This window comes from Paenibacillus sp. FSL R5-0527 (genome assembly GCF_038008055.1).
GTDB classification, from domain to species: Bacteria; Bacillota; Bacilli; order Paenibacillales; family Paenibacillaceae; genus Fontibacillus; species Fontibacillus macerans.
Genome location: NZ_JBBOYI010000001.1, coordinates 1,951,352 through 1,975,012, shown reverse-complemented (window position 1 = coordinate 1,975,012; position 23,661 = coordinate 1,951,352). Strand labels below are relative to the sequence as shown.

General features: G+C 55.9%; 22 protein-coding genes. 8 read left to right on the top strand and 14 right to left on the bottom strand.

Translation table 11 applies throughout. The features are described 5' to 3' along the window. Positions 1–94 precede the first annotated feature (94 nt). From NYE69_RS08750 to NYE69_RS08705, 10 genes are all read right to left on the bottom strand, one after another. Positions 95–745 carry an amino acid ABC transporter permease gene (locus NYE69_RS08750; protein ID WP_036625865.1) on the bottom strand — a complete coding sequence of 217 codons (651 nt, stop codon included), beginning with the start codon at positions 743–745 and terminating at the stop codon, positions 95–97. A gap of 29 nt (positions 746–774) precedes the next feature. Continuing rightward, complete coding sequence (locus NYE69_RS08745; RefSeq protein ID WP_124331928.1) at positions 775–1,425, bottom strand: amino acid ABC transporter permease; 651 nt, start codon at positions 1,423–1,425, stop codon at positions 775–777. A gap of 94 nt (positions 1,426–1,519) precedes the next feature. After that, entirely contained in the window at positions 1,520–2,389 is an 870-nt protein-coding gene (locus NYE69_RS08740) for a glutamate ABC transporter substrate-binding protein (RefSeq protein WP_340925847.1), read from the bottom strand. Between the two features lie 19 nt (positions 2,390–2,408). Next, positions 2,409–3,137, bottom strand: a complete 729-nt coding sequence (locus tag NYE69_RS08735) for an amino acid ABC transporter ATP-binding protein (RefSeq protein WP_340925846.1) — start codon at positions 3,135–3,137, stop codon at positions 2,409–2,411. A gap of 321 nt (positions 3,138–3,458) precedes the next feature. Beyond that, a complete protein-coding gene (locus NYE69_RS08730) occupies positions 3,459–3,893 on the bottom strand; it encodes a universal stress protein (RefSeq protein WP_124331931.1) in 435 nt (144 codons plus the stop codon). Between the two features lie 69 nt (positions 3,894–3,962). Beyond that, positions 3,963–4,268 carry a DUF1294 domain-containing protein gene (locus NYE69_RS08725; protein ID WP_124331962.1) on the bottom strand — a complete coding sequence of 102 codons (306 nt, stop codon included), beginning with the start codon at positions 4,266–4,268 and terminating at the stop codon, positions 3,963–3,965. Positions 4,269–5,179: 911 nt separating this feature from the next. Next, on the bottom strand, positions 5,180–5,317 hold the full coding sequence (locus tag NYE69_RS08720; protein WP_340925845.1) for a hypothetical protein: 138 nt from the start codon (positions 5,315–5,317) through the stop codon (positions 5,180–5,182). Between the two features lie 57 nt (positions 5,318–5,374). After that, positions 5,375–7,504, bottom strand: coding sequence for a DNA topoisomerase III (locus tag NYE69_RS08715; RefSeq protein WP_340925843.1), 2,130 nt, complete (start codon positions 7,502–7,504; stop codon positions 5,375–5,377). Further along, positions 7,501–7,701, bottom strand: a complete 201-nt coding sequence (locus tag NYE69_RS08710) for a winged helix-turn-helix transcriptional regulator (RefSeq protein WP_340925842.1) — start codon at positions 7,699–7,701, stop codon at positions 7,501–7,503. The genes NYE69_RS08715 and NYE69_RS08710 overlap by 4 nt, the downstream gene beginning before the upstream one ends. A 134-nt stretch (positions 7,702–7,835) precedes the next feature. Next, entirely contained in the window at positions 7,836–9,470 is a 1,635-nt protein-coding gene (locus NYE69_RS08705) for a PucR family transcriptional regulator (protein ID WP_340925840.1), read from the bottom strand. Between the two features lie 235 nt (positions 9,471–9,705). Between NYE69_RS08705 and NYE69_RS08700 the strand changes: the two genes are divergently transcribed. Genes NYE69_RS08700 through NYE69_RS08665 form a run of 8 tightly spaced genes read left to right on the top strand, consistent with a single transcriptional unit; the run spans position 9,706 to position 18,210 of the window. After that, complete coding sequence (locus NYE69_RS08700) at positions 9,706–10,449, top strand: ABC transporter ATP-binding protein (RefSeq protein WP_340925838.1); 744 nt, start codon at positions 9,706–9,708, stop codon at positions 10,447–10,449. Continuing rightward, complete coding sequence (locus NYE69_RS08695; protein ID WP_340925837.1) at positions 10,446–11,315, top strand: ABC transporter permease; 870 nt, start codon at positions 10,446–10,448, stop codon at positions 11,313–11,315. Before NYE69_RS08700 ends, NYE69_RS08695 begins: the two co-directional genes overlap by 4 nt. Positions 11,316–11,331: 16 nt before the next feature. Further along, positions 11,332–12,441 (top strand): ABC transporter substrate-binding protein, encoded by a 1,110-nt coding sequence (locus NYE69_RS08690; RefSeq protein ID WP_340925836.1) that lies wholly within the window; start codon positions 11,332–11,334, stop codon positions 12,439–12,441. A 45-nt stretch (positions 12,442–12,486) separates the two neighbouring features. After that, positions 12,487–13,878, top strand: coding sequence for an allantoinase AllB (gene allB / locus NYE69_RS08685; RefSeq protein ID WP_340925835.1), 1,392 nt, complete (start codon positions 12,487–12,489; stop codon positions 13,876–13,878). Further along, a complete protein-coding gene (gene allC / locus NYE69_RS08680; RefSeq protein WP_340925834.1) occupies positions 13,875–15,149 on the top strand; it encodes an allantoate deiminase in 1,275 nt (424 codons plus the stop codon). Before allB ends, allC begins: the two co-directional genes overlap by 4 nt. Positions 15,150–15,170: 21 nt before the next feature. Continuing rightward, a complete protein-coding gene (gene allE / locus NYE69_RS08675) occupies positions 15,171–15,932 on the top strand; it encodes a (S)-ureidoglycine aminohydrolase (RefSeq protein ID WP_340925833.1) in 762 nt (253 codons plus the stop codon). 56 nt (positions 15,933–15,988) lie between these two features. Next, positions 15,989–16,969: a 2-hydroxyacid dehydrogenase gene (locus tag NYE69_RS08670; protein WP_340925832.1), complete on the top strand. Its 981-nt coding sequence runs from the start codon at positions 15,989–15,991 to the stop codon at positions 16,967–16,969. Then, positions 16,963–18,210, top strand: coding sequence for a Zn-dependent hydrolase (locus NYE69_RS08665; RefSeq protein WP_340925831.1), 1,248 nt, complete (start codon positions 16,963–16,965; stop codon positions 18,208–18,210). Before NYE69_RS08670 ends, NYE69_RS08665 begins: the two co-directional genes overlap by 7 nt. Before the next feature lie 308 nt (positions 18,211–18,518). Here NYE69_RS08665 and NYE69_RS08660 read toward each other — a convergent pair whose 3' ends face one another. The 4 genes from NYE69_RS08660 to bglX all read right to left on the bottom strand — a co-directional run bounded on the left by NYE69_RS08660 (position 18,519) and on the right by bglX (position 23,651). After that, the gene (locus tag NYE69_RS08660; protein WP_445744762.1) at positions 18,519–19,343 is read right to left on the bottom strand and encodes a helix-turn-helix domain-containing protein; all 825 of its coding nucleotides are present in this window, start codon (positions 19,341–19,343) and stop codon (positions 18,519–18,521) included. A gap of 164 nt (positions 19,344–19,507) precedes the next feature. After that, entirely contained in the window at positions 19,508–20,011 is a 504-nt protein-coding gene (locus NYE69_RS08655; RefSeq protein ID WP_340925830.1) for a PTS sugar transporter subunit IIA, read from the bottom strand. A 12-nt stretch (positions 20,012–20,023) separates the two neighbouring features. After that, a complete protein-coding gene (locus tag NYE69_RS08650; RefSeq protein WP_340925829.1) occupies positions 20,024–21,397 on the bottom strand; it encodes a glycoside hydrolase family 32 protein in 1,374 nt (457 codons plus the stop codon). Further along, positions 21,390–23,651, bottom strand: a complete 2,262-nt coding sequence (bglX, locus tag NYE69_RS08645; RefSeq protein ID WP_340925828.1) for a beta-glucosidase BglX — start codon at positions 23,649–23,651, stop codon at positions 21,390–21,392. Before bglX ends, NYE69_RS08650 begins: the two co-directional genes overlap by 8 nt. Positions 23,652–23,661: the final 10 nt, after the last annotated feature.

Genomic DNA, 23,661 nt, shown 5'->3' with positions numbered 1-23,661 from the left:
CACCTGGCTCCCGCAAATAGATATTGCCCATTATACTACCATATTTCGGGGACGGCGCCTATACCTTCCATGCCACGCCGTGTAAGGGTTAAGTTTATGCGTGCCGGGCCTCCAACCGTCTGGAAACGAGGGACAGCAAAAAGTTGACCGTAAAATAAATCAGCGCGACCAGCAGCAGGATCGGGATCGTGTAGGCGTAGCCGTGCCCGATCACGATGCCGGCGTTGTGCATCAGCTCCGGCAGGGAGATGACGACCGCGAGCGACGTGTCTTTCAGCAACGAAATGAACTGGCTGACGAGCGGCGGAACCATGCGCCGCAAGCCCTGCGGCAGCACGATGTGCCACAGCGTCTGCAGCGAGCTTAAGCCCGACGAGCGGGCCGCTTCGATTTGCCCTTTATCGATCGAGGCCAGCCCCCCGCGCACGATCTCGGCGATCATCGCCGCTTCGAAGATCGTCAGCCCCGTGATCGTGGCGCTTACCAGCCCCAGCTTGATGCCGATCTCCGGCAGGGCGAACCGCATAAAAAAGATGATCAACAGCAGCGGCAAATTGCGGATCAGCTCCACGGCGACCAGCAAAACCGGCGACAGCACCGGCAGCCGCATATAACGAATGACGCCGACGATGCAGCCGAACAGGAAGCTGAGCGCAATTGAAGCCACCGCCACCAGCAGCGTAAAATACAATCCTTCCAGCAAAAATTGCAGATTCTCCGCGGAATACGCCCCGGCAAAGTCCATCCGGACCCCCTCCTTTCAGCCGCCAATCCCTAATATTTGCGCTCCAGCTTGCGCTCCCACACCCGCACCCCGTAGCTGAGCGGCAAGGTGAGCGCCAAATAAAACAAAGCCACAAAAACATAGGTATCAAACGTTTGGAACGTATCGGTATTGACGATGTCGGCGAAATACATCAGATCCAGGCCGGCGACGATCGTCAGGACGGACGAGTTTTTGATCAGGTTGATAAACTGATTGCCCAGCGGCGGGATGACCAGCCGGATCGCCTGCGGCAGCACGATGTGGACCATCGTCTGCGCGTAGCTGAGCCCCGAAGAACGGGCCGCCTCCGTCTGCCCCCGCGGGATCGACATAATGCCGGCGCGGATGGCCTCGGCAATGAAGGACGAGGTGTAAACCGCCAGCCCGATCGTCCCGGCGGTAAAACCGTCCAGCGGCAATCCCAACGCAGCCGGACCGTAATAAAAAATATATACGACAAGCAGCAGCGGAATATTGCGGATAAATTCGACGTACCCCGTACCAAACCAGCGCAGCGCGCGAATGGACCCGATCCGGAATACGGCGATCAGCGTCCCCAGCGCAAAACTTCCGACGAGCGCAAGCAAGCTGGAAACGACCGTCCCGCGAAATCCTTCCATAAAGGTGCCGAAATAATCGGTTAAAATTGAAAAGTCCATGCCCGAATCACCTTCCCCTGACCGGCAAAAACGCTCTTAACTCACAGCGCCCCGGTGCAACGTTGACAGCCGCAGCCCCTTACCGCATACCGCATTATTGCGACGGCTTTTTGCCGATCCATTTTTCGTACAGCTTGTCGTATTCCCCGCTCTCATGCAGCTCCTTCAGCGTATCGTTCACGGCCTGGACGATATCGGCGTTGCCTTTCTGCATCGCGATGCCGTAAGGTTCGTCGGTGAACGGCTCGCCGACCACCTCGTAATTGGCATCTTGGGCGGCCATGCCGTACAGGATGGAGTCGTCCGTCGTCAGCGTGTCGCCTTGGCCTGCTTTAAGCGCGTTGAACGCGTCCTGATAGTTGTCGAACTCCAGCACTTTGACGCCCGGTACTTTGTCCCGGATATTTTTTACCGAGGTGGAGCCTTTCGTGCCCAGCACGGTCGTAGCGGCCGTGACGTCCTCGATCCCCTTGATCGGGCTTCCTTTCTTCACCAGCAGCGATTGGCCGGCCTGGAAGTATACGTCGGAGAAATCGACCTCCTTCTTGCGTTCCTCCGTAATCGTCATCGTCGCGACGATCATATCGATCTCGCCGTTGTTCAGCATCGGAATCCGCGTCTTGGAGGTCACCTCCTTCAGCTCGAGCGCATTTTCATCGCCAAGGATATGTTTGGCGATCTCCTTGGACATATCGATGTCGAAGCCCTCGACATTGCCGGTGGCCGGGTCCTTCAAGCCGAACAGCTTGGTATCGAACTTCACGCCGACCACAAGCTTTCCGCGCTCCTTGATTTTGTCCAGCGCCCCGGAGCCGCCCTCCGTCGCCGCGGCATTGCCGCCGTTGCCTCCAGTGCCGGCGGTTGCGCCGCCCCCGCCCGCGTTATTGCCGCCGCAGCCCGCGAGCACGAACAAAGCGCATACGATCGCGATCCCGGCCAATTTCCATCTCTTCTTTTTTGCCATTGTAATAACCCCCTCGTTTTTAATGACTTAACAAACGACTAAGAAACGTTCGCGTCCGCTCTTCGCGCGGATTGGAAAAAAACTGCTCAGGCCGGGCCTCCTCCAGGATTTGCCCTTGATCCATAAAAATAATCCGGTCCGCGACTTCCCGGGCGAATCCCATTTCGTGCGTAACCACCACCATCGTCATCCCTTCGCGGGCCAGCGCGCGCATCACGTCCAGCACCTCCCCGACCATCTCGGGGTCGAGCGCCGACGTCGGCTCGTCGAACAGCATGATTTTCGGCTTCATCGCCAGCCCCCGCGCGATGGCGACCCGCTGCTGCTGCCCGCCCGACAGCTGGGACGGATAGGCGTACGCCTTATCGGCGATGCCGACCTTTTCCAAATAAAACATCGCCGTTTGCTCGGCTTCGGCCTTGGAGTTGCGCAGCACCTTGATCGGAGCCAGCGTAATGTTGTCGATTACTTTTTTGTGCGGATACAGGTTGAAATGCTGGAAAACCATGCCGATATCGCGCCGCACCTTGTTGATGTCCGTTTTACGGTCGTTCACCGGCACGCCGTTCACCGTCAGTTCGCCGCTCGTGATCGTTTCCAGCCGGTTGATGCAGCGCAGCATCGTGCTTTTGCCGGAGCCGGACGGGCCGACGACAACTACGACTTCGCCCTCCTGAACATGGAGATTAATCCCCTTCAGAACATGGAAACTCCCGTAATGTTTATCCACCTCGTGAAACTGGATCAATCGCAGCCCTCCTTTGTTGTGCAGATCGTTATTACGACACTGCGCGGGTTCTATGTAAGTAATCGTAACATTTGACTTCAACCTTACTTTAGAGACTATAAAAAACTACATGATCCTACGAAAAATGAATTTAGTGGCTTAAAATTAATTTTATTAAAGCGTTTTCTTGGTAACTTGTCTCCCCCGCTTATTGGACAGGCGTCACATTACCTCACACCGACTTTCCGGCCCTCCCGAGTAAAAATCCGCACAAAAAAGAAGGCCGCCCGCCAGGTCATTCATCGACCCAAAGGACTGCCTTCTTGCCTATTGTTTATCCGCTTATTTTACGACCAGCACCGGGATTTGCGCATGCTGGACGACGTTATGGCTGACGCTGCCGAGCACAAACTCGCGAATGCCGCCCAGCCCGCGGCTGCCGATGACGATCAGATCGGCTCCGTTTTTGCCCGCGTATTCGAGGATCGTCTCCGCCGCCGGGCCTTGCACGAGCTCCATCTTAGCGCTCAACCCGGCTTCTTTTATCCGCTTTTCCGCCTCATCCGCCGTTTTCGACGCCAGATTGAAATAATCCTGATTCATCGAAGCCGGAACCGGCGCAAATCCCTCGGCCACGTAAAACCGCGGGAAATCGTAAACATGGAGCACCACAAGCTCCGTATCCGCCGACAGCTTGACCAATTCGATCGCCTTGTCCAACGCTTTGTTCGCCGCCTTCGACCCGTCATACGCAGCAACGATTTTGTTAAACAACATGCGTGACACCTCTCTTTTGTTATAATGTGAGTTCAAAAAGTCAGGTTTTCAGCACCGAGAAACCACCTCTTATATTAGGAAATACCCGTAGAGTACGGCGTTAAGCAGAAGCAGCAGCGGAACGCCGATCCGAAAGCTGAGATGCTTCGTCTTGTGCCGCTTGGCATTCATCGCCAGCAGCACGCCGAGCGCCCCTCCGATCGCGGCCAGCAGAAACAAGGTTTTCTCGGGAATCCGTTCCCGCCTCTGCTTCGCGCGCTTTTTATCGTCGGACATCACCAAGTAGGCCACAACATTGATAAACAAAAACCAAAACAGCAAAACCGCTCGCGTATGCGCCGCCTCCCTCCTATTTTCCCCGCCGCTTGAGAACATTTGTCTTAAGTCCATTATAACTTTATAGCCCGTATAAGCAAAAACACTTTTGGACAAGACATACACTCAAAGCTGACAGAGCTCGTATAGGAGCGGAAGCGCTTGGCCGCTTTTACAATCCGGCATCATGTGCCTTCAAAATAGCGGCCATTTATGTACTTATACCCGGAGCGTTGGCATGTTCATCTCCAGTAGCGACATTTTTGTACTTATTTTCCTAGGAAGGGTTCAGAACGCGGGCATTTTCTGGCGACTTGGGAAAATAGCGGCATAAAATGCCTCTATTTCTCTCAACTTGACGGATATCGCCGGAATAACGGCCTTTTTTGTCCTTATGTTTCCTTATGTTTTTCGCTGGTATTTTATAGGGCGCAGGCAGCCTGATTTTTATAACCGGGCGAGGCGGCTATCAAGATCTGGAATTGGCATTGGATCAAAGGACCGGCCCATTGTTGAATGGAATAGTATAGTTGGAAAAAGTACAGTTACTTACCGGGAATGCTGCCGCAGCGCTTGGATAAGTGTAAAACCTGCAATTACTCCGCCATCTTTCGAAGAATGAGGCTAATAACGAGGAAATAATAGACTTTTCCATAATTTAAAATTTTGTGTGGTGACTCCTGGAGCTAGGGTTCGCTATCCGGAGGCTTTTCACGATTATCCCGTTTGACCAGGTGACTCGGCTTCCTGAACCATAGGGATGATCGTGCAAAGTGGTTTGGAGAGACACCCCCCATCTCCGTCATCATTTATTTTGTCAAGCACTGATTTTGGTCTTGCGCCCGAATTTTGTGTTCAAATTTTAAAAAATGGACTTTCTCAACAGTCTGAGGTTTTGCAATTAATGGCCGGCGCCAAGCCGGTAATCTTAAAAAAAAAGCTCCCCGTCAAGGGAGCCACCATCGTTTCAATCAAGTTTCGTTTTTTGCAATTTCGTTCAGATTAGGGGGATAATCCGCCTGTTTTTTCGGCTTGGCGGCGACGGTCTTCTCCAAAACGCTCGATTTGTTCTGCCGGTTTTCAGTATCCCGCGCTTTATGATGCGGCACCCTCATCACCTCCAGTACGTAGCGTCCCGTAGAGGCGGCCGTTTTATGCGGCAATCCTTACGAATTGTTCTTTTTCTCCATCGCCGCTTTCAGCAAATCGCCCAAATTGGAGCCGATCGATTCCGGTTTGGAGTATTGCTTGACGAGCTTCTGCTGTTCGCGTTTGTTCATGTGCTTGTTGTCCTTGTCTTTGCCCAGCACCTCGGTAATGCCGCAAGACAGGCACTGCACGTACATCCCGGCTTTGCCTTCCTTCAGCTCCATCTTCTTGTGACACTGCGGACAGCGGCGGTTCGAAAGCCGCTTCTCCCCGGACCGGCGGTAGCCGCAGTCCTCGGCCGGACACACGAGCAGCAAGCCGCGTTTGGTTTTCTTCTCCAGCAGCCTCGTTCCGCAATCGGGGCAATGACTGTTCGACACATTGTGCGGCTTGTAGGTTGCATCGCTGTTCTTTACGCCTTGCACAAGCCCCACAGCCATCTCCCGAATGCCTTGCAGGAACGGTTCCGGCTTGCCTTTGCCGCGGGCGATGCGTTCCAGCTCCGCTTCCCAGCGGGCGGTTAATTCCGGCGTGCGCAGATCCGATGGAGCCAGCTCGATCAACTGCTTGCCTTTGCCGGTCGGGTGCAGAAAATTGCCCTGCCGCTCGATCGTGTCGGAGCTGACCAGCTTTTCGATGATATCCGCCCGCGTCGCCGGCGTTCCCAGGCCATGCTTCTCCATTTGCGTCAGCAGGGCCGCTTCGGTGTAGCGCTTCGGCGGCTGGGTCCGGCCGGGCGTAACCCGGCAGCGGGTTACCGTTACCGCCTCGCCCTGGCTCAGCTCCGGCAGCGCGGCGCCGCTGTCCTCTTCGCGGTCGTCTTCGTCCTCGTCCACCGCTTCGCCGTCGTACACCGCCCGCCAGCCGCTGTCTTTGATCGTCGTGCCCTTCGCGTGAAGCGTCTCTCCGCCTACCTCCACCGTAACGCTGACCTGGTCGAAACGGGCCGGCGGATAAAACAAGCTGATAAACCGCCGCACGATCAAATCGTACAGCTTCCGCTCCTCCGCGCTCAGCGCGTTCAGCAGCACGGTCTGCTCGGTTGGAATAATGGCGTGGTGATCGGTCACCTTGCTGTCGTCGACGATGCGTTTGCTGAGCGGAAGTGATTTCCGCAGCAGCGGCCGTGCCAGCGGCGCGTACGGCCCGACGGCGACGCTGGTCAGCAGCTCCTTCAGCGTATCCGCCATATCCGCGGTCAAATACCGCGAATCGGTCCGCGGATACGTAACCAGCTTGTGCTGCTCGTACAGGCGCTGCAGCACGTTTGACGTCTGCTTCGCCGAAAAGCCGAGCAGCCGGTTGGCGTCCCGCTGTAGCTCGGTTAAGTCATAGGCCAGCGGATGCGGCACCGCTTTTTCGTTTTTTACGAGCTTGACGATTTTACCGGTCCGCCCTTCAAGCTTGCTTTTCAAAGAAGCCAACTGATCCGCAGCGAAAATACGCGAATCCCCGCCCGCTCCCCGCCACACCGCTTCAAACTTGCCGAAATCGGCGTGCAGGACGCTGTACTCCTCCGAGCGGAAGCGGGTGATTTCGTTTTCCCGCTGCATGATCATCCCCAGCGTCGGTGTTTGCACGCGTCCGGCGGACAGCGGGGCACCGAATTTGCAGGTCAGGGCCCGCGTCACGTTCAGCCCTACCATCCAGTCGGCTTCGGCCCGGCAGCGCGCCGATTGGTACAACCGCTCGTATTCGCTGCCCGGCTTCAGCGAAGCAAAACCTTCCTTGATCGCCTTATCCGTTTGCGAGGAGATCCACAGCCGCTTAAACGGCTTGTTCCACTTCACCATATCCATAATCCAGCGGGCCAGCAGTTCGCCTTCCCTGGCCGCGTCGGTCGCCACAACCAGCTCGCCGACATCCTGACGGCGCATGAGCTGCTGCACCGCCTTAAACTGGTGGCTGCTTTCCCGCAGCACCTTCAGCTTCATTTTGCCCGGCAGGATCGGCAAATCCTCCAAGGACCAAGTCCCGTATTTCCCGTCGTAATCCTCCGGTTCGGCCAAACCAACCAAATGGCCCAGCGCCCAGGTCACCACGTATTTCGGTCCTTCAAAATGGCTCTTATGCTTATCGCGGCTGCCGATCACCCGGGCGATTTCCCGCGCAACCGACGGTTTTTCCGCCAATACCAACGTTTTCATGAGTTCTTAAGAAACACTCCTTTCCTCGCTACATTATACCATTTGCCTAACATCCTTGGTATAAAGCGCATAACAGGGGCGAACCATCCAAAGCCAACCGATCGCATCTCATCGGACAAGGCCTTCGAATTAATATTTCCGAGGCTGCGTTTTAACTGATTAAATCGTTTCTTGCCATGGACAAGTTCCGCCAGCACCGGTAAGGATCATTTGCCGGAAAGAATCTTCAACACACCGTCAATCAAAGATTCCGGGAGGCCTATGAAGCCAGATAACCGATACATTGATTTTATAGATTGAAATTCAGGCGGAAATTCGGGGGGCGGCCCCTTCACAGCAGTTTTTCCGCCAGAAAAGCAAGCCTAAGCCGCAGCGAATCATCTGGATCCCGAAGGTTGCAGCGGGTCAATTGCTCGAATTTAGCCAGGCGGTAAGCCACGGTATTCCGATGAACGAACAGGCGCTTGGCGGTTTCTCCGATCTGTCCCTGCGTCTCCAGGAAGACGCGGGCCGTATCCATTAAATCTTGCCGTTCCCGGTCGTCCGTCTCCAGGATGGCTTGAAACGTTTCCTGATAAAAATCCGTTAAGGCCACATCCGGAACCATTTTCAGCAGCTCGAACACCTCTTTGGTGCGGTAATATTGAATAAACCGGGTTTGCCGGGACTGGTAGCCCGTATGCAGGGCGCTGACCGCTTCTTTGTAAGCGTTGGGCAGCCCAGTCGCCTGTTCCGCCTGATTGCCGATCCCAAACGAAAAAGAAAGCCCCTCCTCCCGCTCCAGCTCCTCCTGGAACTGGATCAGGCAGGGGACGAGGGGGATCTCTCCCGCCGCGGCATCCCAGCCCCGCTGCAGCACGATCACAAACATCTCCTTGCTGTTGAACAATAGGGCAGGAAGCTCGTGGACGTCCAGTTTCGTTTTGAGCAATTCATAAAGATGATCCCGGCGCTGGTAGGGCGCACTGCCGCCCTCCGCCCCGTTCCTGCCCGGGTCGTCCAGCTTGCCGGCCGCGCACATATAACCGGCGGCATCCCGAAGTCCGTAACGTTTTCCCAGCGCCAGGATCTCCTGCCGCGAATTGAACGTCCCCGCGATCAGTTCTTCAAAAAACTCGTCCTTGTAGCGCCGGAACCGTTCTTTCAAAGCCTGCTGTTTGACGAGTTCAAAGCCGACGACATTCGCCGCCTGTTCAATGGCCAGCCGCGGCAGCGGAGACTCCGCCAGCCCCGCGTTCACCAATACCAAGTATGCGGAATGATAAGGCAGTTCGATCGCATGCATGATGACCTCGCAGCGCTCCCCGTCCCCGCCGGGCAGCAGACAAAATTCCGCAACCTTGCCGCCGCAGCTCCGCATTCCGGCCGCCGCCGCCTGAATCTGTTCCTGCAGGCGGGCGGTGCCCGCCGCGCCGCGCCTTCCGGCGGAACCGCCGATCCCCCTGCCCCGTTGATCCACCAGCATCCCCTCCCCGCCGACCAGACCGGACAGGGCTTGAATAATCGCATCGTGCCCCCCTCCCTTCATGATCAACGCGGAGAAGTCGCGGTGCATGCGCAGCGCATAGCGCAATTCGTCATTGTGTTTCTCCAAAATAAAATTGAGGGACTCCTGCAGCAATTCCCCCAGGGAAGGCGATATCGCCAATTCGATCAGCGGGAAGCGCAGTTCATCCGCCAGCGCCAGAACGGACTCGGGAATTTCCGCCAAAAAACGCTTCGTCTTAATACCCAGGCCGGCGCACCCCGCTCCCGCCATCTGGCGTACCAACCGCAGCAGTTCCCCGGGCTTGTCGCGCAGCGCATAACCTGTCGTGAGCAGCAGTTCGTCCGGTTTCAGGTAATCGATAATATCGGGGGCGTCCATCATATTGACCGATTTGACCGAGCGGTTTAGCCCGCCCTGCCCCGCCAGCACCCGCATTTCCCGATAAACGGGCAAGCGCAGCAACTCCCGCAGTTCCATCTCAACCCCTCCATATATTACATTATGTGTAATATTACCTTACTCAAATATTCAATAATTCCTATGAACAATATACTTCTCCTCTTAATATTTGTGCAATATGCACAATAACCTCACACCGAAATGTTCACCATATCCATTGAATCCCCAAATTGATGTGCTATGATAGGATCATATCTAAAGGGTGATGTTATATAATCTAACATGAAATCAAACGGAGCGGAGGGGAAAAACGATGAATTTAGCTGTGCAAAATGTGGAGAAAGGATATAACGGCAAAAAAGTTCTGCACAATGTCAGCTTTACGGTACGGCCGCATGAATTTATCTGTATTTTGGGCCACAGCGGCTGCGGAAAGTCTACATTGCTCCATTTGGTAGCCGGCTTTCTGCAGCCCGATCGCGGCAGTATCTCGGTCGACGGACAGCCGGTCACCGGGCCGTCGAAATCGCGCTGCGTCGTATTTCAGGACCATGCGCTATTCCCTTGGTACAAAGTGATCGACAATGTGGCCTTCGGGCCGTCCGTACAGGGAAAAAGCAAAGCGGAGGCGCGGGAAATCGCCGCGAAATATCTGCGGATGGTGGGGCTGCAGGATTATGCGGACAGCCTCCCCGATCAGTTGTCCGGCGGCATGAAACAGCGCGTCGGCATCGCCAGAGCTTTGGCCAGCGATCCCGACTTTCTGTTGATGGATGAGCCTTTCGGCGCGCTCGACGTCCTGACCCGGGAGATGATGCAGCGGGAGCTGCTGCGCATCTGGCTGGAACTTAAGCCTTCCGTGCTGTTCATCACTCACAGCATCTCGGAAGCCGTCCATCTGGCCGATCGTATTCTCGTCATGAAGCACGGCGAGGTTGCCGCCGCTTTCTCCGTCACGATGGATCGGCCCCGCTTTCCCGATCATCCCGAATTCGCCGGGCTCATTCGCGACATAGAAGCGCTGCTGACTTTAGATGACGAGGAGGGAGTTACATGAGCAAACCGGCTTCTCCTCTGACATCCCCCCGGCAAGTTGCACAGCGGGAAGGAAGCGGCTTATCCGCCGGACCGCTGCGCTGGAGATTCCGCGACCGGGCCGGACTGCTGCCGATCTTCGTCTTCTTCCTGCTATGGGAATTGTTCAGCCGCCTGAACGAAGGCTGGAAGCTGTTCAATCCGAACTTTCTGCCCGCCCCGACGGCAATCCTGCAGGAAATGTGGCGTTTAAGCGAGACGGGAGTGATCCAGGAGAGCGTGCTGGCCAGCACGGTGCGCATCCTGTCGGGCTTTGCCCTCGGACTGGTTCTGGCCGTCGCCGCAGGCGTATGGATGAACAAATTCCGCAGGATCGAATATTGGCTAAGCCCGGTGCTGAACCTGCTCGGCCCGATCCCCAGCCTGGCGCTGCTGCCGATCTTTATCATCTGGTTCGGCATCGGCGAATTTCCGAAGCTGCTGCTGATCGCTTGGACCACCTTTATCCCGGTGTTGACCAACACCCTCGACGGATTGAAATCGGTCAATCCCGCTTTGATCCGTTCCGCTTTATGCCTGGGGGCCAAGGAAAGGCATGTCTTCTGGAAAGTGATTTTCCCTTCGGCCATCCCCAGTATTTTCGTAGGCGCGCAGGTAAGTCTGGGGCTCGGCTTTTCCTCCCTGATCGTATCCGAGATGATGGGAGCCAAATCCGGTCTGGGATACATTATTGTGGACGCGCGCAACTATTTCAAAATGAGTGATATGTTCGTCGCTATCGTCCTGATCGGCCTGGAGTTCAGCATCATGTCCTATCTCTTGAGGGTCCTGGAAAGAAGAACGGTGACCTGGAGAAAGAACGGCGTTCGCAGCGCCGTGGAAAAATAAAGGAGGGTCTCTGATTATGAAATTTCGTATCGGCATATTGAGCTTGGCCATGCTTCTGCTCCTCACGTTTCTCGCCACAGCCTGCGGCGCCGGCAACAACAAGCCGGCGGCCGCGCCGCCCGCCGGCGCTTCGCCCGAAGCGAAAGAGGCCGCCGGCGAAGCGTCCGCCGCCGACGGAGCCATTGAAACCGCAAGTTTTACGTTAGTCGGCGTGCGCGATGCGCAGATCTCCTCGCAGCAAATTATTGCCGATAAATTGGGCTACTTCAAAGAAGAAGGGCTGGATGTGACCAGCCAGCTCATCGAGAGCGGCCCGGATATCGCCCCGATGATCGCCGGCGGCAGCGCCCCGATCAGCATTCAGACCAACTTTATGGATATCATTCTGGCTTCCAACGGCGTAGACGTCAAAATCGTCGCCCCGCTGGCGCAAATCGCCGGAACGCAAGCGGTCGTCGGCGGCAAAAATCTGCACCTGGACAGTGCCAAAGATCTGGAAGGCAAAACGATCGGCGTTCCGAGCGGCGCCGACGTCGTCATCGCCATCAACAATATGGGGAAGGAGCTGGGGGTAGACGTCAGCAAGATCAAATACGTGAACCTGTCCCCCTCCGACGCGGTGGTCGCTCTGGAAAAAGGCGATATCGATGCGATGGCGGCATGGGAACCGTTCATCACCAAGGGGATTCAGAGCGGCGGCAAGTTTCTGTTCAGCGGGACGAAGAGCGAATTGCCCGACAACCCGGGGGATGTCAACTGGATGAGTGTGCATACGACGATCCAGGCAACCGACGATTTTCTCGCAAACAACCCGAACACGATTAAAGCCGTGCTCCGCGCCTTGCGCAAAGCCACGGACTATATCAACAACAACCGGGAAGAAGCGATCCGCATTCTCGCTCCCGAGCTTCACCTCAGCGAAGAGGAACTGACCCAGATTATGAACCGCAACGTATACAGCATGGAAGTAACCGACAACTATGTGTCCGGCAGCAATGGCCCCGCCGTAGGAGAATACCTGAAGAACACGGGCAACATCAAGATGGAAGTAGATCCCAAGCGCTACCACGACTTGAACCTGCTGCAGGAAGTCGCTCCCGAGTTGATCAAGGCGGAGTTCAAATAAGGATAACGTTTAATCATAGCACAAACTTTTCGGAGGAGACTTACTATGGCGCACTATGATACGGTCATTCACGGCGGTCAGGTCGTCTTGCCCGATGGCGTACTCCCGCTGGACATCGGAATCAAAGGCGGCGTCATCGTCGCTCTAGACGTAACCGGGTTGTCCACAGCCGAAGAAAAGATCGACGCGGCCGGGCTCGTGGTCGTCCCCGGGATGATCGACGCGCACGTCCATCTGAACGAACCGGGACTCGCGGACTGGGAAGGGATTCCCACCGGCACGTCGGCCCTTGCGGCGGGCGGCTGCACCACCTGCATCGACATGCCGCTGAACGGCCTGCCGCCCACAACGACGGTAGACGCCCTGAAAACCAAGCAGGCTTTGTTTCACGGAAGGTCTTATACCGATTATGCCTTCTGGGGCGGGCTCGTCCCCGGCAATCTGGAGCAGCTGGCCCCGCTGGCCGCGGCTGGCGCCATCGGTTACAAGGCGTTTATGTCCGCCGCCGGAGGCAAGCAGGAAGGGGCGTTTCGGGAAGCGGACGATCTCACCCTCTACGAAGGGATGCGCGAGATCGCCCGGCTGGGCAAAATATTGGCTCTGCACGCGGAAAGCGAGCAAATCACCTCCGCCCTCGCCGCCCATAAACGGCGGGCCGGCCAATGCTCCGCCCGCGCATATCTGGAATCCAGACCGGTTTATGCGGAGGTGGAAGCCGTTAAGCGGGCGCTCTTCTATGCCAAACTCACCGGCTGCTCCCTGCACTTCGTGCATATCAGCAGTCCGGAAGCCGCGGAGTTTATCCGGCAAGCCCGCCTGGAAGGACAGGACGTCACGCTGGAGACTTGCCCTCACTATCTCATATTGACCGAAGACGATCTGGAAGAAATCGGACCGCTGGCCAAGTGCGCTCCGCCTTTGCGCTCGGCAAAGGCGCGGGAAGGGCTGTGGGACTTGATCGAAAAAGGCTGTATCGACATGATCACTTCCGATCACTCCCCATGTCCGCCCGAACTGAAAGCATCCGCCGACTGGTTCGCCGTTTGGGGCGGCATCTCCGGCGCCCAAAGCTCCCTGGAGCTGCTGCTTGGGGAAGGCCACGTTCGCCGCGGCCTGGCGCTGCCGCTGCTGTGCCGGATGCTGTCGGCCAATCCCGCCCGCCGTTTCGGGCTCGCTCCTGCCAAAGGCGCGATCGCCCCGGGAGCGGACGCGGACCTGGCGCTGGTCGATTTCACCCCCTACCGTCTTAAGCGCGAACATCTGCTGGACCGCCACAAGCATAATCCTTACGTCGGCAAGGAGTTCGGCTGCCGGGTTGTGCGCACCCTGGTGCGCGGCATGACGGTTTACGACACGCGGCGCAAAATGACGGGGCCGGCCTGCGGACGGCACGCTTACCGGGCGGCCCGACTAAATAGAGAGAAGGGCTCGGGATGAATAAAATCTGTGAAATACACCGGAACTTTGATCCTTCCTGCTTCGAGACCGACATTGCGCAAGCGATCGACTGGCTCGCCAAGTACGGGAGCGAGCCTGACGGAGGCGTCACCAGACTTCTCTACTCCCCGGCCTGGCAGGAAGCGCAAACCGCTTTGGCCCGGCGCATGGAAGCGGCCGGCCTGGCGGCGCGCTTTGATGACTGCGGTAATCTATATGGCCGGCTGGAAGGCCGCGGCCCGGAGCGGGAAGTCATTCTCACCGGTTCCCATGTGGATACCGTCCCAAGCGGCGGCAAATATGACGGTGCTTACGGAATCCTGGCCGGAGTGATCGCGCTCGAGTTTCTTTATGAGAACTTCGGCCCGCCGCTTCGCACCTTGGAGGTCGTCTCCCTGTGCGAAGAAGAAGGCAGCCGCTTTCCTCTCGCTTACTGGGGATCGGGCAACCTGACCGGCCGTTACGCCATACATACTCCTCCCGACATTGCGGATGCGGACAGGATCACCCTGCAAGCGGCCATGAACGCCGCCGGATTCGGTCTGGGAACCTTCCCTCCGCCAAAACGGGCGGATATCGCCAGATTTATCGAGCTGCACGTCGAACAAGGTTTCGTACTTGAAAAAGACCAGGCCGCCATCGGAATCGTCCAAGGCATCGTCGGCCAGCGCAGATATACGGTGCAAGTCGGCGGCAGCGCTAACCACGCCGGCACCACGCCGATGAAATATCGCCACGACGCCCTGCTGGGCGCTTGCGAAATGATCGAGTGGATGGAAAAAAAGGCGCTCCACAAAACCGAACCTTTCGTCTCTACCGTGGGGCAATTGCACGTTAAGCCGAATTCCTCCAATGTGATCCCCGGCGAGGTGGCCTTTACCGTCGATATCAGGGATGCGCATGCCGCCGCCTTGCAGGAATTCAGCGGCGAATTTCCCGAAGCTTTCGCCCGGATCGCCGCGCGGAGAGGGCTAACGGTAGACATCGGCGAATGGATGAATATGGCTCCGATCATGATGAACGGCGAGATGAATGCGGCGCTGGCCGCCATCTGCCGAAGGCGGAACCTGCCCTTCCGCATGATGTTCAGCGGCGCCGGACACGATACGCAAGTCATCGGCGAAATGTGTCCGGCGACGATGCTGTTCGTGCCCAGCCGGGCGGGCATCAGCCACTCCCCCCGCGAATACAGCGAGACGAAGGACTTGGCCGCAGGCGTCGCCGTATTGGCGGAATGGCTGTACAAATACGGCTACACCGATTCCGATTAAATATTACTCTTGGAGGTAATGATGAGCTATCCGAACGATCTGTTATCTACCCGGGCTGTGGTCAAGCCCGGCCTATATGCCGTAATCCCTGCCGCCGGGCTGGTCAATAATGTCGTTCCCGGAATCGAGGGCTGCAAGATCAGCATCGTCGCCTCTCCCAAGCTGGGAGCGGGATTTGTCCAATATGTCGTGCGCGCCGGGCAGGGAGGAAAAACGACCGCTGCCTGGGCGAAGGAGGACCGGATTGAAGCTTTCCTGTACTGTGCCGAGGGCGGCTGCCGGGTTTCCGTCCAAGGAGAGACGCGAACTCTGAACGCGGGCGGCTACGTCTATGCGCCTCCCGGCTGCGGCCTGGAATTCGCCGAGTGCCTGGAAGGCACCGTATTGCTGTTGTACAAACAGGCGCATATCCCCCTCAAAAACTTCGCCCCCCGGATACACTGGGGCAACAGCAATGACATTCCGTACCGGATTTACGACGATATGGAAAATGTTTTTATCAAAGACTTGCTCCCGCTGGAATTGGGCTTCGACATGAACATGCATATTTTATCCTTCGCTCCCGGCGGCTGCCATCCGTTCGTGGAAACCCACGTTCAGGAGCACGGGGCTTATGTGCTGGAAGGAGAAGGCGTCTATCTGCTGGATGAACGGTGGATGACCATTAAAAAGGACGACTTCATCTGGTTCGGACCGTACGTGCCGCAAGCGGCCTACGGGGTCGGACGCGGACCCTTCACTTACATTTACTCCAAGGATTGCAACCGTGACGTCCCGCTCTAGACCCGGCCGCAAGCAGATCCGGCAGACCTATATCAATTAAGGGAGGTTCACCTTTTATGAAAATCGTGGCTTTGGAACCGCTGGGCATCCCGGAAGCGGAAACGCAGCGACTCGCCGGCATGTTGACGAAAGAAGGCCATTCCTTTACCGGCTATCCCGACCGGAGCGAGGCCCCCGCCGAATTGATCGCCCGCGCCGCCGCGGCGGATATCGTACTGTTGACCAACTTGCCTTTCCGCCGGGAGGTTATCGCCCAATGCCCTCATCTCAAGCTGATCTCCGTCGCTTTCACCGGCGTGGATCATGTCGATATCGAATATTGCCGCGAACGGGACATCGCCGTTTGCAACGCAGCCGGCTATTCCACCCGCGCCGTAGCCGAATTGGTCTTCGGTCTGGCTATATCCGTCCTGCGCCGGATCGTTCCTTGCGACCGGGCGGCAAAAGCCGGCCTGACCAACGCCGGCCTGACCGGCAGCGAACTGTACGGCAAAACGTTTGGCGTCGTTGGCACCGGCGCGATCGGCATGGCCGTAGCCCGGATCGCCAAAGCATTCGGTTGCCGGGTTTTGGCCTACAGCAGGACCCGCAAACCCGAAGCGTTCGAAAGCGGGATAGAATATACGGACCTGGACGGCCTGCTTGCCCAAAGCGACATCGTATCCTTGCATGTTCCCCTGACGGAGGAGACACGCAACCTGATTGATAACGAACGGCTGAAGCTGCTCAAGCCGTCCGCCGTTTTGATCAATACGGCCCGCGGCCCGATTGTCGATAATGCGGCCTTGGCCGAGGCATTGAACAACGGACGGATCGCCGGGGCCGGAATCGACGTGTTTGAGACGGAGCCGCCCATTCCCTCCGGCCATCCGCTGGTATCCGCCCGCAACGCCGTGCTGACTCCCCATGTCGCCTTTGCCACCCGTGAAGCTTTGCAGGCCCGGGCGGAAATCGGATTCGCCAATATCGACAAATGGCTCGCTCATAACCCGCAGAATGTGATCATCCCGAAGAAAGGGGCGAACGCCTCATGCTGACGCAAACCGCCTCGGCCGCCAATATCCGCAATATGCTGGAGAAGCTGAATACCTTCAATTCGGACCCGGCGGGAGGCACGACCCGTATCCTGTTTACACCGCCGGAGCTCGAAGCGCGGAGTTATATCAAAGAGGAGATGGCCGCTTTGGGCCTGTCCGTGCGGGAAGACGCGATCGGCAATATTTTCGGCACGCTCGCCGGCTCGGAGCCGGAACTGCCTCCCGTTTGGACCGGCTCCCATATTGACACCGTCATTCATGCAGGCATGTTCGACGGGATGGCCGGCGTTGCGGCCGGTCTGGAAGCGGTCCGGTTGATCCGGGCCTCCGGCGCTCCCCGCAAACGCAGCATTGAAGTGGTCGTGTATACCTCGGAGGAACCGACGCGCTTCGGGCTTGGCTGTCTGGGCAGCCGGGCCCTGGCCGGCGAATTGACGCTGGAGGAGGCCTATTCGCTGACCGATAAGGACGGCAAATCGCTCCCGCAAGTGTTGGAAGAACTGGGATACGATCTTTCCCGCTTCGCCGAAATTCCCGTGCCTAAAGGCAAGGTGCACGGAGCGGTCGAGCTGCATATCGAGCAAGGTGCGGTGCTGGAATCGCTGAATCTGCCGGTAGGCATCGTGCACACCATCTCCGCTCCGACCAATTTTCTCGTGACCGTGTCCGGCCAGCAGCGCCATGCGGGCAGCACCCCGATGCATCTGCGGCATGACGCTTTCCTGGCATGCTGCGAAATTTCCCTGGAGCTGGAACGGCTGGCCATTCAATCCGCCAGTCCCGATACGGTCGCCACCGTAGGGAAAGCGGAAGTGCTGCCCGGCGCTTCCAACGTCATCTCCGGCGACGTACGGTTCACGATCGATATCCGCGACAGCGACTATGAAAGCAAGCGCCGCCTCGTTGAACAATTGCGGCAATTCATCGGCACAGTCGAGACCAGGCGCGTCGTAACGGTTTCGCTGGAACAAATCAACGACGACCTGCCCACCCGTTCGGACGCAAAGATCGTCGCCCTGCTGGAATCGACCTGCCGGCAAAAACGGATTCCCTACCACAGAATGGTCAGCGGAGCCTTCCACGACTCCATGCTGGTCGGCAGATTCGCCCCGATCGCCATGATCTTCGTGCCCAGCAAAGACGGCATCAGCCACAGCCCCGAAGAATACACCGATTGCCGTGATATTGCCCGCGGAACGGATATTTTGGCGGAAACGCTGCTCCGGTTGGCTCAAGATTAAGTCGGGGAGTTTTCACCTTTCCCTTTTCCGCCGGCTAATTACGAACGAAACGCCCCCCCTCCCTCGGCGGTTAACCCGGGGCGCGGGGGTTGTTTCGTTTCTGGCGAATCGCTAGCCAAACGCACGAAAACCGCCAGAGAAAATCGCTCTGGCGGCCCTTTGCTGTTTTTAAAAAAATCAGGCGTGTATCTTCATCCTAAAAAATAAGAGCCAAAAATGCCGTTATTCCGGCGATATCAGCTCATTTGAAAGAAATAGGGGAGTCAGCCCCTTAATAGCCTGCAATTCGGCCGGCGTTTCCCCGGCACTCAAGTCAAACCGGACTTTTTGTATTCAAAGGGCGTTTTCCCCATCACTTCCTTAAAGGCTTTCCGAAAGGACTTTACATTGGGAAATCCCGTTTCGTAAGATATTTCCGTAAGCGACTTATTCGTGGTTTCCAATAAATCAATGGCTTTCTCCAAACAAAGGATCTGCTTGTATTCGGTAAATGTCTGACCGGTGTATTTATGAAACATGCGCGACAAATAAGCCTCGGAATAGCCGCAGATGCGCGCGGTTTCGGCCAAACTGATGTTTTCGGCATAATGCTCTTTCATGTAGTCCATAATGGCCTTGATTTTTTGCTGCTTTTCGCTGAATATTTCCGGCGGAGTATCCGCGGCTTGGCCAAAATGACGAACCAGCCAATATTTAAGCTCAATGATCCGGCTTTGTTCAAGGATATAATCGTATTTGCCCGGGGAAAAATGCAGCTCATAGATATCCATAAGCAGCTCCCTTAATTTGGAAAGCACGGTTGGTTCATCTTGTCCTTCTTGCGTGTTTAATTGAATGCTTACTTGTTCATGGGCGAAAAAGGTTTCCGGAAATTGCAGCACCAACACCCGGTTCTCCGTGATGCTCTGCGTGGAATGCGGGACATTGCTGTTGATGAACAACACGTCATTTTCCGCCAAAATCGTAATTTTCCCTTCATGCCACACCTTTAAATTTCCGCTTAAACAGCAGATCAGCTCCATGTTGCTGTGGAAGTGCATAGGAATGACTCTTTCCGTGTCTCTGGCCTGAAAAATAAACAGGTTGATCATTTTTTTTCTGTCGATTTCGATATGTTCGTATATCTTCTTCATCGGACACCTCATCTGCCGGCCATGAGCAATCGGTTAGTTTAGTTACTACTATACTGATCGTAAATTGCCCGGACAAGCAGCAATTCATCCCATAGGCCTAAGATAATAAAGAAGGCCGCTCGATCCCGCAAGCGGAAAGTGAGCGCCCTTCTTTGGCCCTTTATTTATGATTTCAAGTATACCGTCATTAACGGTCCGTTATGGCCATCGTCCTGCTGTCCGACGTGAATTTCCACCCTCTCCACGGCTTCCGGTCCGTCCGGGACAATGACTGGACTAAGCAGCGATAGACCGGCGGCCCGAATGGCTTCTTGATCGAATTCAAGCAGCAGTTGCCCCTGCTTTACCTTCGCGCCGGTCTTCACATGTGCCGTAAATCCATTGCCCTTTAACGACACCGTATCTATACCGACATGGATGAGCACCTGCACGCCGCTCCTATGTTCGACGATCACCGCGTGCTTGCTTTTGTCCATAAGATGGGCTATTTTTCCCTCGAACGGAGCGTATACCTTGCCTTCCGCCGGCTCAATCGCCGCCCCTACCCCCATGTGCCCCTGGGCAAAAGCTGGATCGGGAACCTCCTTCAGTTCCACCGCCTTGCCGGGAATGGGGGATGAAATCTCCAGTGAATCCAATGTTTTCTTATTTCGGCCCCAATGGAACAATTGAATCTCCCCTTAATCTACGCATTGTTGCAACCGGTAAATGCTGACTTTTCCTTCATTGCCGCCAGCCTCGATCCGAACGGCGCGCTGCTGGGCATCTTCCGTGAAATAACGCAGGGAAAATACTTCTTCCCCCTCGTTCACAAAGATCTCCAGACTTGAGCTTTCTATAAATAGCCGCATTTCCGCGAGGGTATGAGTTAATTCCGCTTTCCTGTACTCTCTCTGCTTGGTCGCCCAGTTGGTTCTCCAGATGGTCAAACTGTTGTGTTCCCGATCATAGTCAATTTGCACGGCGTCCCTGATCATCATTCGGAAATTTTCGCTGAGCTTGGAAAAATTAATGATAAGTTCCGCTTGTAAAGCAGGCAGCTGCCATACTCCATTGTTGCCGATATTCCCCCGCACGCCGTCTTGTCTTAACCCTTGCAATTCCCGGATTGGCTTCTGGTACAGCCTGCCGTCCGCCAGCACGATTTCCCGGGGAAGGGTCAGCGCGTGGATCCAGCCTTCCTGAACGGTCGGAACGGCCTTCTCCATTTCCTCGTCCATAGCGCACATCCATCCGAACATAATGATTCTTCCGCCGGCCATAAACGATTGCGGGGCATAAAAGTCAAACCCGCGGTCAAGCTCTTGAAAGTCGGACAGCTCACCGTGAAATTTGCCTGTCTCCGCTATTTTCCCGACAATATATCCCGATTGATTAGGATTTCTAAAGTTTTCTCCTTGTTCCGTCAATCCCTGAGGGCAAAACACAAACACATCGTTTTCGGGAAATCGAAGCACATCCGGGCATTCCCACATGTAGCCGAATTTACGATCCTGCTCCAAAAACGATCCTTCACAGGTCCAGGCGATCAAGTCCGCGGATTTGTAAATCAGCGCGTCCCCCGTCAAATCCTCCGTTTGCGCGCCAACAATCATCCGCCAGCTCCCACTTTGGTCTTTCCATACTTTAGGGTCCCGAACATGTCTCGTATAGCCGGAGGGATGCTCGAACAACGGGCCGATTTTGCGGAAACGCTCGCCGTCCTCGGAAACGGCCGCGCATTGATAGCTTGCTTTCACCCCGTCGTCCCGGATTACATTTCCCGTGTAAAACAGGTACAGCCTGCCGTCATGAACAACACTCCCGCCGGAATAAATCCCGTCTTTGTCATACCACTCCGAAGGTTCAAGCGCGATGCCCTTCCTGCGCCAATGCGTGAGATCGTCCGAAACCACGTGGCCCCAGCATTTATGCTTATGCTCGGTACCGTGCGGATTCCATTGATAAAACACATGATATTGACCTTTGAAAAAAGCAAGCCCGTTCGGGTCGTTTAATAACCCGTAAGGCGGGGTAATATGATATTTCAAGTCATAAGCATCGCTTCTATTCATGTTCCTCCTCCGGCAATAAAACAAAACTAAAACTCAATGAAATGTCCTGCGAACTGGAACCGATGTATACTTCAAATTCGCCCGGCTCGCTTTTGTACTCCATGTTGCTTCCGTAAAATTTAAGCATCTCTTCGCCAATAGTAAATTGAACCGTTTCGGTCTCGCCGCTGCGCAGGAAGAGCTTTTGGAAGTCTTTCAATACCTTCACCGGCCTTGCCACACTTGCAAACTTATCGCGAATATACAATTGGACCGTTTCTTTCCCGTCATATCTCCCGGTATTGGAAACAGCGACGCTGATCTCGATCGACTCATTTCTTTTCATTTCCATGCGGCTGACGGACAAAAGGCTGTACGCGAACGAGGTGTAGGATTTGCCGTAACCGAACGGATACAATGGTTCATTCCCTTCATCGATATAGCGGGACGCAAACCGGTAGGAACCGTTTTCCGGCAAATTTGGTCTGCCTGTATTGAGCTCGTTGTAATAAACGGGAATCTGCCCGACGCTGCGGGGAAACGTCATCGCCAGTTTCCCGGACGGATTTGCTTTTCCGTACAAAATATTGGCCAGCGCCTTCCCGCCCATCGTTCCCGGATACCAGGCCTGAATCAAGGCATCGGCTGTCTCGGCAACTTCGGTGAGAATCAAAGGTCTGCCGCTATAAACGATCACGGCGAGCGGCTTGCCCAGCCCGCTTAATTCGCGCAGCAGTTTCAACTGCGGTTCGGGAAGCGCCGGGTTCGTCCGCGAGCCGCCTTCCCCGCTCTGGTAAATGCTTTCTCCCAAAGCGAGGACGATGACGTCCGCTTCGTGCGCATTCCGGATCGCTTCCTGCAGCAGTTCCTCCTCGCCGGCCGTTTCTGCAGACAGCTTATCCGCATATTTGCCAAGGGCTTCCCGCTCGTCAAGGGGCACCATGTACGCCCCGCGGCAGACCGAAAGCCGGGCGGGATCGGCATGCTTTAGCAGCCCCGTTTTCAAGTTGACGGTATCCGCCTCGTCCCCTTTAATCGCCCATATGCCCAAGGTGGAGTTTTCCTCCACGTAAGGACCGATTAAAGCGATCTTAGTCTGAGGCGGCAACGGTAACAGTTCTTGTTCATTTTTTAGCAGAACGACGGATTCTTCCGCCAAAGACAGCGCAGCCTCTTTATGCTCATCCGACAGGATGCTGCTGCTCCCCCGCCGCACGGTTTCCTGCAAACCTCGGAATGGGTCCTCGAACAACCCCAGGTCGTTTTTCAGTTTTAAAACACGGTATACAGCCTCATTCAAAAGCTCCAGCAAATGCTCATTGCCGGAAATGACCTGCTCCAGCTGATTGGCGTATACCGCCGTCTTCATATCCACATCGACGCCGGCCAGCAGGGCCAGCCTGGCGGCGGCAGCTTCATCTTCGGCGTAACCGTGCATGATCAGCTCTTCGATCGCGGCGTAATCCGAGATCAGCACACCGTCAAAATTCATCTCCCGCCGGAGCACGTCGCGGTTAAGCCATTCGTTCCCGGTCGCCGGGACGCCGTTCAAGGTGTTGAAAGCGGTCATCACCAGCTTGGCCCCGGCTTCGATGGCGGCTTGGTAACCCGGCAAATAATATTCCCTGAGCGTATGCTCGGACATATCCACCGCATTGTACTCCCGCCCGGCGACAGGCGCCCCGTAAGCGGCAAAATGCTTGACGCAGGCGGCGATTTTATCGGCCGGGATGGCGCCGCCGCTCCTCGCATTTCTTCCCTGGATTCCCAGCACCGTGCTTTCCGCATATTTCCGAGCCAGTAAAGTATCCTCGCCGGGCGATTCCATCACCCGCCCCCAGCGGGGGTCTCTGACGATATCCACCATCGGCGAAAAGGTCACGTGAAGGCCCTCTTCGTAGCACTCCCGGGCCGCGATCGCAGCGGCGCGCTCGATTTGCTCAAAGTTCCAGCTGCACGCTTGAGCCAGCGGAATCGGGAAAATGGTCCGGTATCCGTAGATAATATCCGCCATAAACAGCAGCGGAATTTGATGAGCCGAATGTTCCAAATACTTCGTTTGCAGCCGGATCATTTTTTCCGGATCGGTGACGTTCAAGATAGAGCCGGTGTTATAAACATTGAAACTTGGATTTAGGCCCAATTTTTTCAGCGGCCCCGTTACGACCGTATCGATATCCCCTTCAAAAAAGTCGCCGGTCAGTTGGACCAACTGGCCGATTTTCTCTTGAACCGAAAGGCTGTCCAGTTTTTCGCGCAGTAATTTGTCATCCATTGTTTCTCTC